Genomic DNA, 13,768 nt, shown 5'->3' with positions numbered 1-13,768 from the left:
GCCGCCGCTGGACTACCAGCGCCACCTGTTCGGTGAGCGCAGCCTGCGCAGCGTCACCTCGAACACCCGCGCCGACGCCCGGGCGTTCCTGCGCGTCGCCGCCGAGCACCACCTCGAGGTGACGACCGTGCCGTACCCGCTCGACCGGGCGGGTCAGGCCCTCGCGGACCTCGCGGACGACCGCATCACGGGTGCGGCGGTCCTCGTGCCCTGACATCCCGGGACCGAGGGCCCTGCCCGGGGCGCCGGTGCGGTCGCACCGTGAGCTCGACGCGACGTGTCGGAAGGAGCGGGTGACCATGGTGGACAGTGCGAGGAGCAACGGCGCCCGACGCGTGGTGGTGGGCCTCGACGACTCGGTCGAGGCGCGGGCCGCGCTGCGGTACGCACTGCGGGAGGCCCGGCGCCGGCGCACCTCGGTCGAGGTCGTGGCCGCCTTCCTCTCTCCGGAACGGTTCGCCGTTCTCGACCGCGTGCCGGTGGTCGCCGATCGCGCCGCGGTCGCGACCGCGACCCAGGCCGCGGCCCGCTCGGTCGTCGACGAGGTGCTCGCCGCCGACCGCGTCGAGCACCCGGACGACGCCGTGCCGCCGGTGGCCGTGCGGGCGGTGGCGGGGGACCCGGGCCCGGTGCTGACCGGGGCGTCCTCCGACGCCGCGCTCCTCGTGCTCGGTCACCGTGGTCGCGGGCGGGCGGCGACGACCGTGCTCGGCTCGGTCGGGTGGTGGTGCCTGCGGCACGCCCGGTGCCCGCTGACCGTCATCCCGACCGCCACGGCCACCCCGGCCGGCAGCGCCGCGACGGCGTCGTGAGCCCGTCGGTCAGGCCGGAGGCGACGGAGGTCCCGGGCCGGGCGGACCGTCGTCCCCTGCCGCGCGGTCGCGGCGCCCGGCAGCCTCCGGCGCAGCGACGAACCCAGGAGGAGAGATGAGCCCGACCGTCACCCGCTCCGCGGGCGAGACCGTCCCCGTCGGGCGGCTGGCGAACCGCAACCTCGCCACCGTGCCGCCCGACACGTCCTTGCAGGAGGTCGCCGAGGAGCTCGCGATGGACGAGATCGGGGTGGTCGTCGTGCAGTACGGCCACGAGCCGATCGGTGTGGTCTCCGAACGTGACCTCGTCGCCGTCGTCGCGAACCGCGGGACCCTCGACACCCAGGCCTCCGACCTCATGACCGTGGACCTCGTCTCCACGTCCGAGGACACGCCGGTCGTCGCCGTGGCGCGCCTGATGCTCGACGCGGGCGTGCGGCACGTCCTCGTGCGAGCCGAGGGCGGCGGGGACGACAGAGACGACAGAGACGACAGGGACGACGGGGACGACGGGGACGCCGTCGTCGGTATCGTGTCGATGCGCGACATCGTCGGCTTCCTGCTCGGCGACGCCGGCGCCTGACGCGGGACCTCGCCGTGGCCGCGTCCGTCGCCTCCGGGGACGTGCCCCCCGGACGACGCCCGGCGGGCGTGGTGCGCGCCTACGCGCCCGCCGCGCCGGGGCGGCACGCCGTCCTCTCGTGGGCGCGCCGGCACGCCGACCGGACCGGCGCGCCGCTGGAGATCCTCGTCGATCCCGAGGCCGCCCGGGTGACCTCCCGCCGGCCCTCGGTGCGGGACCTCGGCGCCCGGGCACTCGCCGCGGTGGTGGGGCGGCCGACCCTGGCCGACCGGCTGGGACGCGCCGGTGCGGGCGCCGGGGTCCTCGTGGTGCCGCAGGACACGCCCGGGGTCGACCAGCTGGTCGACGGCGCCTACGAGACCGTGGCGGTCGTGCCTGACCAGCCGCCGCACCGCGGCGGGCCGGTCGTGCTCGCGCTCGCACCCCGCACCACCGACGAGGCGGTCGGCGCCGCCTTCGACGCCGCCGCGGCCCGCGGGGCACCCCTGGTCGCGCTGCGCTTCCGCGATCCGGAGCCCGGGGTCCTCGTGGCCGACGACGAGCTCGGGGCGGAGACGGCGGAGGAGCACCGCTTCTGGACCGACCACCTCTCGGGCTGGCACCTCGCGTACCCGGAGGTGGCTCTCGAGGTCCACGTCGCCGACGGCGACCCGGCACCCGAGCTCGTGGAGGTGTCGTCCGGCGCCCGTCTGCTCGTGCTCGGGCGCCCGCGCCGAGGTCGGCTGCTGGCCGCGGTCACGCCCTCACCCGTGCCCCAGGTCTCCCGGGCGGCCCGGTGCCCGGTGCTCGTCGTCCCGTCGGGCGGACCACCGCGCCGGACGTGGCGCACCCGCTCCTGAAGCGGCGGCCGGGACCTTCGGCCCCGCCTTTCGTGTCGAGCCCCGGACCATCCGGCTCTGACCCGCGGGCGTCGGCGCGCACGAGGCTGGATCCGCGGCACGAGGCCGCAGCCGAGGGAGGGAAGGACCATGACCGAGAACGGCAACCAGGCCGGCGTGATCGTGTGCGGGATCGACGGGTCGACCGGCTCGCGTCTCGCGCTGCAGGAGGCGATCCGCATCGCCGCCCGCCGCGGCGACCGTGTCCGCGCCGTCGCCGTGTACGAGCCGCCCGAGATGTGGTCCGCGTGGAGCTACGGCGCCGCAGCCGCCACCCCGGTGCCGGACCCCGACGCCCTGCGCGAGGACGAGGCGAAGGCCGCCCGCACCATGGTGGACGAGGTGCTCCAGCAGACCTCCTGGGACGTCGCCCTGCCCGAGGTCACCGTCGAGACCGTGCCGGGCCGGCCGGCCGAGGTCCTCGTCGACCTGGCCCGGGGCGCCGACGAGCTGGTGGTCGGTCACCGCGGCCGCGGGGCCTTCGGCAGCATGATGCTCGGCTCGGTCGGCCTCGGCTGCGTGCTGCACGCCGGGTGTCCCGTGACCGTCGTGCCCGAGCCCGCCGCGGCCTGAGGGAGCCGACCGTGTCCGCCTCCGCGGAAGAAGACGTCACGACCGTGGTCGAGGACGACGTGCCGGTGGACGCGGTCGCTCGCCCGGCTGCCCTGATCCCGGAGTCGTGCCCGCTGCCGGAGGCATGGGCACGGCTCCACCACGACCCGGCCCGTGCGGGTGTGGTGGTGCGCGACGGCCTGCCGATCGCCGTCGTCACGGCGGGCGGCCTCGCCGAGCGTTGGCCCGCCGGCGGGCCCCTCGTCCAGTACCGGTGGACCGTGCACGACGCGCTCGACCGCCCCTGTGGCGTCGAGGTGCTCGCCGCGGAGGACACGTTCACGTACGCCGGTCGGCGCCTGCTCGCCACCGGCCTGCCCGCCCTGCCGGTACGTCGACGCACCGTGGACGACCCGCTGCGGATCCTGACCACGACCGACGTCCTGCGCGCGCTCCTCGGGGAGTGGGGACCGTGACGCGGCGCGGGGTGGTCGTCGGCCTGGACGGTCCGCCCGCGGCCGCGGCCGCCCTGGCCGTCGCCCTGGAGGAGGGGGCCCGCCGCGGCGACCCCGTCACCGCGGTGCTGGCGTTCCCGGCGGCCGGTGCGTGGGCCGACGGCGAGGGGGTCGAGGACCTGCCGGAGCCGGACCGCATGAGCGAGGCGGTCCTCGAGCAGGCACGGCGCTTCGCCGACGAGGCCGTGATGCCCCTGCCCGCGGACCTGCGGTCGGTGCCGCTCGAGGTGCGGGTGGAGCCGGGATCGCCGGCCCCCGTCCTCGCCGAGGCCGCACGCGACGCCGCGATCCTGGTCGTCGGGCACCGGGGCCGCGGTCCGCTGGGCAGCGCCGTGCTCGGGTCGACCGGACTGCGGGTCCTCGCCCTCGCCACCTGCCCCGTGCTCGTGGTGCGACCCCGGGAGCCCGGCCCGGACGGCCCCGTCGTCGTCGGTGTGGACCGCTCGGAGGGTTCCGCCGCCGCGCTGCGCCACGCCCTCGACGAGGGTGCGCGCCGCGGCTCGCGCGTCGTCGCGGTCACCGGGGTCGCGCCCCCACCGACGACCGTGGGGTTCCGGCCGCTGCCCGGCCAGACCCTCGAGGCGGTGCGCGAGGCGCTGCGTCCGCGCGTCGAGAAGTTCGTGCACGGCGTGACGAAGGAGCACGCGCGTACCCGGTCCGTCCCGCACGTCGACGTCGTCGTGCCGGCCGAGGACCCGACGAAGGCGGTGATCGACGTCGCGGAGCAGCTCGGTGCGAGCGTGGTCGTCGTCGGGCGGACGGGACACGGGGCGCTCGTCCGCTGGCTGATCGGGTCGGTCGCGCACGGCGCGGTGCTGCGGGCGCCGTGCTCGGTGGTCGTCGTCCCGCTCGGGGGCCCCGAGGAGACCGACCGGGCAGGAGGCGACGGCGGTGGGTGACGGCACGCCGGGTGGCACCGGCGGCACGGTCGTGGTCGGCATCGACGGCTCCGACGGAGCCCGGGCCGCACTGCACCACGCCCTCGCGGAAGCGGCCCGTCGCCGCCCGCCGCGCCGCCGGGGAGCCGGTGCCGGCCGGCCCGGTCGACGTCCTGGGTGTCGCCGGACCGCCCGCGGACGTCCTCGTCGACGCCGCCGGCGACGCGGATCTCCTCGTCGTGGGCCACCGTGGACGTGGTGCCCGGCACGGCCGCCTCACCGGCCCGGTCGCGATCGGATGTGTCCTGCGCGCCCGCTGCCCCGTGACCGTTCTGCTGCCACCGGGGCCGGACACCGCCTGATCCCGTCCGCCGCCGCCTCACTCCCGCCGTGTCTCGCGGCGCAGGCGCCGGCCGGTGAGGCGGTCGATCCTCACCTCGAGCAGGAGCCGGTCCTCCCCGTCGGCGGCGTCCGGCCAGGGATCGGGGTCGGCGGCGACGCTCGGGCGGGCCCGGTGCAGCGTCCCGACGGCGACCACCGATCACCCCGAGCGGTGCACCGGGTCGATCTCGTCCACCTCGAAGGCCACCGTCTGGCCCGCGGTCGCACGCGCGCCGCTGTGCGGCCCCGCCGCGAGCACGATCGCGGTGTCCTCGACGGCGACGGCGAACGGCTCGACGGTCGGGCCGCGCTCGTCGGTGAACGCCAGGCGCCCGAGCTCGGCGGTGAGCACCAGGGCCAGGCTCTCCGCGGCACCCAGGGGTTCGACGATGCCGTGGTCCACCGTCATGACGTCCTCCTCGCCACACGGGGCCGATCCCGCCCTCGCGCTCCTCACCACGAGCCCACCCTCGGCGCGGGACATGGGACCCGGGCGGGCCCGGTACGCGGGGTCCGCGTCCGGATCGGGACCTTCGGCCCTGCACGACCGGCGACCGGACGGTCACGGTGGGGAGCACCGAACGCTCCCCGCCGCCGAAGGAGGACCTGTGCGAAAGGACGTGTCGTCACCGGGACCGGTCGTACACGACCCCGCACCGCCGGACACCGACGAGGGCCGCGACCCCGACGCGCCTTCGGTGCGCCCGCCGCCCGCCGAGCGCGACCGGTACCGGCCGCTGCGCGATCTCGAGGAGCTGCTCGACGACGTCCTGGGTCGCACCGGCTGATCCCGGGGAGCGGCGGTTCACCCCACCTCGGTGAGCACCTGCTCCAGCGGGCGCCGCGGGGTCGGGACCAGCGGCGCGCCGAGCGGGTCGGGCCAGCCGAGGCGCAGCACGCACACCGGAGGTCGGTGGGCGCCCACCACGAGGTGGCGCACGAGCTCCCTCGTCTCGGGTACCTCGAGGACCTGGGTGACGGGTGTCGTCCCCAGGCCCTGGGCCGTCGCCTCGAGGAGCACCGCGCTGAGCGCCTCGCCCGCCCGCAGCACCGACACCGGGTCGTCGTCGACCGCCGTCAGGACGGCCAGCGCCGAGGCGTCCTCGTGATCGGCGCCGGCGTGGGGCTGGCGCAGCGTCCCGCGCGGGAACCAGCGCAGGACGAGGTCGCGGTAGGACGGCGGGGGCCCGTCGAGGCGGGCACCGGCCGGGATGCCGTCGTGCGCCCCCGCGTAGCGATGGGTCCACTGGTTCAGCTCGGCGAGGTAGCCCTCCTGCTCGGGCTGACGGGCCGCGGCATCCCGCATCGCCCCGGCCAGGAGCGCCCGGTGCCCGCCGTACGTCAGGTGCAGGACACCGCCGAAGGGACGCGCCGCGTCGTCCAGCGCGCCCAGGACGGCGGGCGACACCGACCGCCCCGAGAACCGCCGGCGATCCGTGTGGCGCTCGTCGATGGCGGCCGCGTGCCGGGACGTCCGCGCGTCCGGTTCGCCGTCCGCGGGCCGGATGCGGATCCGGGCGAGCGGGCGGTCGGCGGGGCCGTCGGGCTGGTGCCGGACGTCGGCGAGCCATCCGTCGCCGGCGAGGGCGACCTGCAGGTGGTGCAGGGCGCATCCACAGCCGAGCAGCGTGCCGTGCCCGCGCTCGTCGGTGAACCGGAGCCGCCGGGACCGGTCGACGTGCAGATCGAGCCCGTCGGGACCGAGGACCCATCGCCAGGGCTGGGCGTTGTGCTCGGAGGGGGCCCGCATCGCGCGGGCCGCGGCGGTCCGCAGGGCGGCGCGCTCGGCGGCGAGCATCGGGGTGCTCATCGCGCGTACCCCGCCGACGGCGGGCGGCCCAGGTCCCGGGCCGCGACGCGGAGCGCGGCGTCGACGCACGCGTCGGCGCTCTCACCCCGCTCGACCGCCCCGACGACCCAGGTCAGGGTGCGTCGCACGTCGCGGTGCGGCTCGCGGCGCAGCGACGTCCGGGCCTGGTCGAGCGCGGCGAGCAGCGTCACCCGGGGGACGTCGCGACGGCTGAGCGCCACCACCGCGGCGGCGAGGTCGTACGCCTCGGTCGGTCGGCGTTCGGGCACGGTGTCCATGGCGGCTCCTCTCCCGGCCGCCAGCCCATCGCGGCCGGCGCACCGCGTCGAGGTGCTGCTGGTCCCGACCCGCCGGGCCCTGCGCCCCTTCTGGACGCGGGATGCCGACGCTTCCTGAGACCGGAGCCGCGACGAGGCTCCCGCCCGACGAGTGCGGTGGATGATCGGCGGGTGACGTTCGGGCTGCTCGCGGTGGTCGTGGTGGCCGGGCTGACGGGCCCGGCGCTGGCGGCCGTGCCCGGGGTCCGGGTGCCCGCCGTCGTCGGGGAGATCCTCGCCGGCGCGGTGATCGGGCGCGGGGGGCTCGGCTGGGTGGACCCCGGGGAGCCGACCCTGCGCTTCCTCGGCGAGGTGGGCCTGGCCATGCTGATGTTCGTGATCGGCACCCGGCTGCCGGTCCGCGACCCGGGCCTGCGTCCCCAGTTGGCGTCCATGGCTGCGGCCACGGCGGTCACCGTGGCCCTCGCGATCCCCGCGGGGCTGCTCGTGGCATGGCTCGGAGCGTCCCCGCCCGCGGTGCTGGTCGTGCTGGTGGCGACGTCGTCGGTCGCGGTCGCCGTCCCCATCCTCGAGTCCGGTCCGGGCGGGCTGCGGGAGCCCGTCGCCGCGTTCACGGCGGGGTGGATCACCGCCCTCGACGTCGTCACCGTGCTCGCCGTCCCCGTGGTCCTGGCTGGCGGCGACGTCGGGCGGGCGCTGCTCGGCGCGGCACTCGTCACGGCACTCGCGGTGGTGGCGTGGTGGCTCGGCCGGCGGTTCCGGGCGGCCCGTGCCGTGGTCGTCCTCCGGGACGAGTCCGTCCGCCAGGGCTGGGCGCTGGACCTCCGGCTCGGCCTCGCGGTCCTCTTCGGCCTCGCCGCCCTCGCGGTGGCGTTCGGCGCGAGCGTCCTCGTCGCCGGGTTCGCGGCCGGTGCGGTGCTGGCCGCGCTGGGGGAGCCCCGGCGCCTGGCCCAGCAACTCATCGGGGTCGCCGAGGGCTTCCTGGTGCCCCTGTTCTTCGTGACCTACGGCGCCGGGCTGCGCTTCGCGGCGCTGTTCTCCTCGGCGAGCGCGCTGGTCGCGGCGGCGGTGGTGGTCCACGTCCTGACAGCGATCGCCCTGCGCCGCCCGGCGGCGTCGGGGCTCGTCGCCACCGCCGCACTCGGCGTGCCCTCCGCCGTGGTGGCCGTCGCCTCCTCGCGCGGACTGTTCGGCGCTGAGCAGGCCGCGGCCGTGACGGCGGCGGCGCTGGTCACGGTCGCGGTCGCCGGGGTGGGCGGGGCGCTGCTCGGCCGGCGCGGCGAGGTCGGGCCGTCGCCGTCCTAGGAGCGGCGTCCCGGGTTGCCCGCGGACCCGCCACGAGCAGATCGGGGACCAACGTCCCCGCGAGGAGGGGCACATCGGGGCCGTGCGGCCGGCGGCTCCGGGGCTGAAGGTCGCCCGATGACGAGACGAGCGGAGGTCCGGACATGACGACGAGCCGCGAGACCGACGAGCTGACCGTGGGGGAGTGCTCCCGCCTGCTCGACACGGTGCCCATCGGGCGGATGGTCTTCACCGAGGGGGACGCCCCGGCGGTCCACCCGGTGAACTTCCTCCGGCACGAGAACTCGATCATCGTCCGGACCGGCGCCGGCCCCAAGCTCGAGGCCGCACGGAGGGGCGACGTCGTCGCCTTCGAGGCCGACGAGATCGACGTCGACGCCCGCACGGGGTGGAGCGTCCTGGTCGTCGGGCGGGCGGAGGTCGTCAACGACGTCGACGAGCTGCTCGCCGTCCTCGACGTCGGGCACCGGCCGTGGGTCCGGCGGCGTGGTGCCCACGTCCTGCGGATCACGGCCCGGCGGGTGACGGGTCGGCGGCTCGTGCTGGACCCCGGGGGCGGTGCCTGACCGGGGCGACGACCGTCCGATGACCGGCCGATGGTCCCACCGACTCCGGGCCACCCGGCCGCCGTCGGCGGGTCCGCCGCCGGTGCCGTCGCCCCCGGCCGGCGCCCGAGGCTGTCGGTGACAGCGAGGAGCACCGAGGGAGGCGGCTCACCATGCGCGACACGACCGAGGCGACGCGACGGGTGATCGGCGCGTTCGTGCCGAGGCCGTCGACCCTGCGACGGCGCAGCGACAGGATCGAGGTGGGCGCGCGCTGGGTGCTGCTCGTCCTGGGGCTGATGCTGCTGCCGGTGTTCCTGACGATCGGCAGCTCCGTGACCGCGAGGCTCACCCCCCAGATCGCCACCCAGCAGGCGGAGCGCCACCAGGTCACGGCGGTGGTGCTCGCGCCCCCCGAGAACGACACGGGGGCGCGCCCCAACGCGGAGAGCTACGGCTTCCGGGCTCCGGTGGGATGGACCGCCGCCGACGGCACCCGCCGCGTCGTCGTGACGCACGTGCCGTCGGACACCCGACGCGGCGACACCCGGACGCTGTGGGTGGACCGTGCGGACCGGCCGACCGTGGCGCCGATGACGCCGGCGTACCCGGCGGGGCAGGGCATCCTGACCACGCTGTTCCTCGTGGTGCTCGACCTGGTGGTGTCGTTGCAGCTGCTCGCCGCACTGCGGTGGGTGCTCGACCGGGCGCGCCTGCGAGCGTGGGAGAGGGCGTGGCGCCGGTTCACCGGGCCCGATCACGAGAGCCGGCGCTGAGCCGATGGTGAGCCCGCGGCTCAGCGGGGGAAGACCGTGTCGCGGACCGCGCGGGTGACGTCGTCGAGGTCCGCGACCTGGGCCAGCAGTTGATCACGCAGCCCCGGCTCGGCGCCCGAGGCGGCGCTGGTGAGCGCGAGACCGACCCGCTGCACCCGCGTGAGCACCTGCTCGGAGAGCGCGAGCACGAGATGCTCCCGGTCCTCGAGGACGCGGACGGCGTCGCGGTCCCGTCGCCCGCGAGCGATCTCGATCGCCGTGGTGGCGTGGGCCGCGAACCCGAGCAGCATCTCCGCCTCGACCGGCCCGAACACCTCCTCGCCCGCGGTCCTGATCAGCACGAGCACCGACCGGGTGCCGGGGGCCGACGCGCTCAGCGGGACGGCCAGCAGCGACCGGACCTCCGGGACCCGCTCGACCACTCCGGTGGTGCGGGGATCGGTGGTGGCGTCGGTGATGAGCACCGGTCCGCCCTCGGCGAGGGCGGCCTGCGTGACCGAGCCGGGGACCTCGACACGGCGCCCGGCCCAGTCGGCGAGCAGCCCCGCGGCCACCGGGACGCCTGCCGTCGCGGGGTCGTCGTCCGCGACCTCGGTGACCGCGGCACCGCGCGCCCGGGCCACGTCGAGCGCGGTGTCGAGGAGCTGCTGGATCTCCGCCTCCGGGGCGAGCTCGCCCGAGAGCAGGCTGCTCGCGAGGCGCGCGGACGCGGCCTGCCAGCGCGCCCGGCGGCGGGTCGTGTCGAGCAGCAGCGCATTCTCGATCGCGATCCCGGCCGCGCCGGCGAGGGCTTTGAGCAGCTGTTCGTCGTCGGCGCCGAAGCCGCCCTCGTGCTCGCTCTCGGTGACGTAGAGGTTCCCGTACACGGTGCCGCCCGCGAGCAGGGGGACACCGAGGAAGGACCGCATCGGCGGGTGCCGGTCGGGGAAGCCGACCGCCGACGGGTGGGTCGACAGATCGGCGAGGCGCAGCGGCCGGGGGTGCTCGATGAGCTCGCCCAGCACACCCTTGCCCTCCGGGAGCTCGCCGATCCGGGCCACGGTGTCGGCGTCCATCCCCACGTGCACGAAGCGGATGAGCCTGCCGTCGCGGACCACGCCGAGCGCGGCGTAGCGCGAGCGGACGAGGCTCCGGGCGTTCTCCACGATGCGTGCCACGAGGTCGTCGAGGTCGAGGCCCGCCGTGATGTGGTGGACGGCGTCGAGGAGACCGCGCAGCCGGCCCTGGGTCAGCTTGACCTCGGTGGCCCGGGCGATGAGCTGGTCGAGCAGGTCGTCGAGCTCCAGGCGGGCGACGGTCGGGAAGGCCAGGCCCTCCGACGGGGTCGTGGGCTCGGAGCGGTCGGACACGACTCCCTCTCAGATCACCGGCGGACGCGAGAGGTCCATCGTCGTGCGGACGGATCACCTGTCAAGCGACCCGGCCGGAGGTCACGGCGCCACGCGGATGCGAGCGTCGACGAGCCGGGCGTGGGATCGGGAGCGGCCGATCATGGGGACCTCCGGCCCTGGTCCGGGCGTGTTGGGGCGCCCACCATGGGTCGCGCATCCGTGGGGGAGGGGGAGGCTCGCGCCGTGGTGGACATCGAGGGCACGGCCCCGGGGCCGGTCGCCGGATCCCGTCCGGCGTCGACGGGCCCGTCGTGGAGCGCCGCCGGACCCGAGCAGGTGGCCGCGCTGTTCTCGTCGATGACGGCCGTGGCCGACGGGCTCGACCTGGACACCACCCTGCGCCGCCTGGTCGAAGTCGCGACCGCGCTCGTGGACGCCCGCTACGGGGCCCTGGGCGTGCTCGACGAGACGGGGCACGGGCTGGCCCGTTTCGTCTCCACGGGCCTCGACGAGGCCCGACGGGCGCAGATCGGCGACCTCCCGCGCGGCCGGGGCCTGCTCGGCGAGCTGATCCGCCACCCCGCGCCGCTGCGGGTGGACGACCTCCGGGACCATCCCTCCTCGATCGGCTTCCCGGCGCACCACCCGCCGATGCGCTCGTTCCTCGGCGTCCCGGTCCGGGTGCGCGGCGAGGTCTTCGGCAACCTCTATCTCACGGAGAAGCGCAGCGGGCCGTTCACCGCCGCCGACGAGGAGGTGATCGTGGCCCTGGCCGCCGCGGCGGCGGTGGCCGTCCAGAACGCGCGGCTGCACCAGGACGCCCGGCGCCTCGTCGCCGAGGGGCAGCGCCGCCAGCGCTGGCTCGAGGCCTCCGGTGAGATCACCACCCAGGTCCTGGCCGGCGCCGACCCGGAGGAGGCCCTCGTCCTGGCGGCCGAGCGCGCCGCGGAGCTGGCCGACGGGGTCGGCGCGGTGATCACGACGCCCCCGGCGTCGGTCGCCGACGAGGACGCCGCCCCGTCGGTGCGGGTGACCGTGAGCGTGGGCCTCGAGGACCGGCTGCCCGTGGGCGCGCGGCTCGCCGTCGCGGGGTCGCCGCTCGCCGGGGTGGCCCGCACCCGTCTCCCGCAGGTCGAGGACGAGCTGGTGCTCGCGGTCGAGGGCACCGTGCAGCACCTCGGGCCCGCGCTGCTCGTGCCGCTCGACGGCACCGAGGTCATCACCGGCGTGCTGCTCGTCGTCCGCCGACCGGGCTCACCCGTCATCGACGGCGAGGGCCTGTCGACGGTGGCCTCGTTCGCCGACCAGGCGGCCCTCGTGCTGCGTCTCGCCGAGTCACAGCGCGCCCGGCGCCAGCTCGACGTCGCCGCCGACCGGGAGCGCATCGCCGCCGACCTGCACGACCACGTCCTGCAGCGCCTCTTCGCGCTCGGCCTCGGGCTGCAGGCCACCCAGGCCCGGCTGCGCTCGTCCCCGGAGGCCGCGGCGCGGGTCAACGAGGCGGTCGACCAGATCGACGGCATCGTGCGGGAGATCCGCACGAGCATCTTCGACCTGCACGCCGTCGGCAGCACCCCGGGTCTCGGCGGGCGACTGCGCGCCGCGGTCGCCGAGATGGCCGCGCACGTGGAGACCGAACCGGTGGTGCGGCTGTCGGGGCCCGTCGACACCGTGCCCGAGGAGCTCGCCGTCCAGGTGGAGGCCGTGGTCCGCGAGGGGGTCTCCAACGCCGTGCGTCACGGCGGTGCGGACTCCGTGGTCGTGACGGTCTCCGTGGACGACGTCCTCGCCGTCGACGTGACCGACGACGGCGTCGGCATCCCGGACGCCGTGGCGCGCAGCGGGCTGGCCAACCTCACGGCCCGGGCGCGGGCCCTCGGCGGCGACGCGACGGTCGCGCGCCGGACGAACGGCACCGGCACCCGCCTGTCGTGGTGGACGCCGTTCGACCCCGGCGGCTGATCACGCCCCCGGGTCGTGACGGCGCGGTGTCGGGTGCACCGCCCGCCCCCACCCGAGCCGCAGGATGACCTGCGGCCACAGCACCCCGCCGAGCAGGGCCCGCACCCGCGCCCGGACCGGGGCGACCTCGAGCGGTGGAGCGACGAACGAGGTGCCGACGCCGCGCGCGGTGGCGGTGAGCAGCACGTGCTGCATCGCCTCACCGGCGCGCACGTGCGCGAGACCGGTGTCGTCGTAGGACACCAGCACCGCGATGGTGGGCTCGTCCGTCGCCGCGCCGTCGCGCCGGGACCCCCGTTCGGCGTCCTCGACCGCGGCGCCGAAGTCCCGCGGCCGCCAGGCCGCGTCGCCCCGGGGCTCGCGACGCGCGTCCGCGGCCGGCAGACCGTCCTCGGTCCGCGCGGCGTGGCCGATCCACCGCTCCCACTCGGCGACGAAGGCCGGGTCCGCCCGCTGCTGCCGATGGGCCTCGGCGGTGAGCTCGCGCAGGGCGCGCCGCTGGGCCGGGTCGTCCACGACCACGAGACGGCAGCGTTCCCGCCACGCCGCCCGCGCGAGCTGGTCGCGCAGAGACGCCGACAGCGGCCGGTGGTCGAACGCGTGCCGGTCGGTGTGCCGGCGGGCGACCGCTGCCGCGAGCTCGATCTCCCACCCCGACGGGGGCAGGGCGGCCCCGGGTCGCACGCGCCCGAGGAACCACGGATCGTCGGGATCGGGCATCAGCGCGACGTGGGCGCGGCGCCCCTGGGCACGCACGGCCAGGCGCACGTTGGTCAGGGCCGCGCCGCAGGCCAGCCGCAGCTCGCGCCCGTCCGGGTCGGCGGCCGACAGGAGCCGATCGGGGTCGCCGTGCACCTCGATCGACCCCTCGTGCCAGCGCAGCCGCCACGGCTGGCTGTTGTGGCTGGAGGGCGCGCTCGCCCCGGCCCGCAGGAGGGTCGCGACCTCCTCGGGGCTCGGTGCGCCGTCCCCCTGCGTCGTCACGGTGCCTCCCGGGTGGGCCATGGCCGCCTCCTCGTTCCCACCCAGCACAGACGGTGGCCGCCCGGGTCACCAGGGACCGACGGCCCGCCGGGCGGGGACCGTCCGGCTCCTGCGGCGCGGGCGCCGACCCGGGGACCGTGGTGACGACACGGAGAACGCCCGTCGGACGAGGAGTGGG

General features: G+C 76.9%; 18 protein-coding genes and 1 pseudogene. 13 read left to right on the top strand and 6 right to left on the bottom strand.

The features are described from left to right. The 8 genes and pseudogenes from QSK03_RS29285 to QSK03_RS33285 form a co-directional block, all read left to right on the top strand. Positions 1–214: pseudogene (locus QSK03_RS29285) on the top strand (alcohol dehydrogenase); the annotation flags it as partial. Positions 215–299: 85 nt separating this feature from the next. After that, positions 300–812, top strand: a complete 513-nt coding sequence (locus QSK03_RS29280) for a universal stress protein (protein ID WP_285659117.1) — start codon at positions 300–302, stop codon at positions 810–812. 115 nt (positions 813–927) lie between these two features. Then, a complete protein-coding gene (locus QSK03_RS29275; RefSeq protein WP_285659116.1) occupies positions 928–1,395 on the top strand; it encodes a CBS domain-containing protein in 468 nt (155 codons plus the stop codon). 14 nt (positions 1,396–1,409) lie between these two features. After that, positions 1,410–2,234, top strand: a complete 825-nt coding sequence (locus tag QSK03_RS29270) for a universal stress protein (RefSeq protein ID WP_285659115.1) — start codon at positions 1,410–1,412, stop codon at positions 2,232–2,234. A gap of 129 nt (positions 2,235–2,363) precedes the next feature. Further along, entirely contained in the window at positions 2,364–2,846 is a 483-nt protein-coding gene (locus QSK03_RS29265; RefSeq protein ID WP_285659114.1) for a universal stress protein, read from the top strand. Between the two features lie 11 nt (positions 2,847–2,857). After that, the gene (locus QSK03_RS29260) at positions 2,858–3,301 is read left to right on the top strand and encodes a hypothetical protein (protein ID WP_285659113.1); all 444 of its coding nucleotides are present in this window, start codon (positions 2,858–2,860) and stop codon (positions 3,299–3,301) included. Then, positions 3,298–4,239: a universal stress protein gene (locus QSK03_RS29255; protein WP_285659112.1), complete on the top strand. Its 942-nt coding sequence runs from the start codon at positions 3,298–3,300 to the stop codon at positions 4,237–4,239. The genes QSK03_RS29260 and QSK03_RS29255 overlap by 4 nt, the downstream gene beginning before the upstream one ends. Before the next feature lie 128 nt (positions 4,240–4,367). Next, positions 4,368–4,580 (top strand): universal stress protein, encoded by a 213-nt coding sequence (locus QSK03_RS33285; RefSeq protein ID WP_352232069.1) that lies wholly within the window; start codon positions 4,368–4,370, stop codon positions 4,578–4,580. Positions 4,581–4,597: 17 nt separating this feature from the next. On the opposite strand, the gene QSK03_RS29245 is transcribed toward QSK03_RS33285, so the two are convergent. Together QSK03_RS29245 and QSK03_RS29240 are read right to left on the bottom strand one after the other, a co-directional pair. Beyond that, on the bottom strand, positions 4,598–4,756 hold the full coding sequence (locus QSK03_RS29245) for a hypothetical protein (RefSeq protein WP_285659111.1): 159 nt from the start codon (positions 4,754–4,756) through the stop codon (positions 4,598–4,600). A gap of 3 nt (positions 4,757–4,759) precedes the next feature. Beyond that, complete coding sequence (locus QSK03_RS29240; RefSeq protein ID WP_285659110.1) at positions 4,760–5,008, bottom strand: pyridoxamine 5'-phosphate oxidase family protein; 249 nt, start codon at positions 5,006–5,008, stop codon at positions 4,760–4,762. A gap of 199 nt (positions 5,009–5,207) precedes the next feature. Between QSK03_RS29240 and QSK03_RS29235 the strand changes: the two genes are divergently transcribed. Next, positions 5,208–5,387 carry a hypothetical protein gene (locus QSK03_RS29235; protein WP_285659109.1) on the top strand — a complete coding sequence of 60 codons (180 nt, stop codon included), beginning with the start codon at positions 5,208–5,210 and terminating at the stop codon, positions 5,385–5,387. Between the two features lie 17 nt (positions 5,388–5,404). Here QSK03_RS29235 and QSK03_RS29230 read toward each other — a convergent pair whose 3' ends face one another. Both QSK03_RS29230 and QSK03_RS29225 read right to left on the bottom strand, forming a co-directional pair. After that, positions 5,405–6,409 carry an Acg family FMN-binding oxidoreductase gene (locus QSK03_RS29230; RefSeq protein ID WP_285659108.1) on the bottom strand — a complete coding sequence of 335 codons (1,005 nt, stop codon included), beginning with the start codon at positions 6,407–6,409 and terminating at the stop codon, positions 5,405–5,407. Then, positions 6,406–6,687: a hypothetical protein gene (locus QSK03_RS29225; protein WP_285659107.1), complete on the bottom strand. Its 282-nt coding sequence runs from the start codon at positions 6,685–6,687 to the stop codon at positions 6,406–6,408. The genes QSK03_RS29230 and QSK03_RS29225 overlap by 4 nt, the downstream gene beginning before the upstream one ends. A 171-nt stretch (positions 6,688–6,858) precedes the next feature. Between QSK03_RS29225 and QSK03_RS29220 the strand changes: the two genes are divergently transcribed. The 3 genes from QSK03_RS29220 to QSK03_RS29210 all read left to right on the top strand — a co-directional run bounded on the left by QSK03_RS29220 (position 6,859) and on the right by QSK03_RS29210 (position 9,313). Further along, positions 6,859–7,992 carry a cation:proton antiporter domain-containing protein gene (locus QSK03_RS29220; RefSeq protein ID WP_285659106.1) on the top strand — a complete coding sequence of 378 codons (1,134 nt, stop codon included), beginning with the start codon at positions 6,859–6,861 and terminating at the stop codon, positions 7,990–7,992. A gap of 143 nt (positions 7,993–8,135) precedes the next feature. Further along, positions 8,136–8,558, top strand: a complete 423-nt coding sequence (locus QSK03_RS29215) for a pyridoxamine 5'-phosphate oxidase family protein (protein ID WP_285659105.1) — start codon at positions 8,136–8,138, stop codon at positions 8,556–8,558. Between the two features lie 152 nt (positions 8,559–8,710). After that, positions 8,711–9,313 carry an Rv1733c family protein gene (locus QSK03_RS29210; RefSeq protein ID WP_285659104.1) on the top strand — a complete coding sequence of 201 codons (603 nt, stop codon included), beginning with the start codon at positions 8,711–8,713 and terminating at the stop codon, positions 9,311–9,313. 20 nt (positions 9,314–9,333) lie between these two features. Here QSK03_RS29210 and QSK03_RS29205 read toward each other — a convergent pair whose 3' ends face one another. Then, positions 9,334–10,662, bottom strand: coding sequence for a GAF domain-containing protein (locus tag QSK03_RS29205; RefSeq protein ID WP_285659103.1), 1,329 nt, complete (start codon positions 10,660–10,662; stop codon positions 9,334–9,336). A 225-nt stretch (positions 10,663–10,887) separates the two neighbouring features. Between QSK03_RS29205 and QSK03_RS29200 the strand changes: the two genes are divergently transcribed. After that, positions 10,888–12,606, top strand: coding sequence for a GAF domain-containing sensor histidine kinase (locus tag QSK03_RS29200; protein ID WP_285659102.1), 1,719 nt, complete (start codon positions 10,888–10,890; stop codon positions 12,604–12,606). Here QSK03_RS29200 and QSK03_RS29195 read toward each other — a convergent pair whose 3' ends face one another. Next, on the bottom strand, positions 12,607–13,611 hold the full coding sequence (locus QSK03_RS29195; RefSeq protein ID WP_285659101.1) for an Acg family FMN-binding oxidoreductase: 1,005 nt from the start codon (positions 13,609–13,611) through the stop codon (positions 12,607–12,609). Positions 13,612–13,768 lie beyond the last annotated feature (157 nt).

It is taken from the genome of Actinomycetospora sp. NBRC 106375, assembly GCF_030269665.1.
In the GTDB taxonomy this organism is placed as follows: domain Bacteria; phylum Actinomycetota; class Actinomycetes; order Mycobacteriales; family Pseudonocardiaceae; genus Actinomycetospora.
Note: the sequence above shows the minus strand (reverse complement) of the source record. Positions and strands in the feature narration are given on the sequence as shown.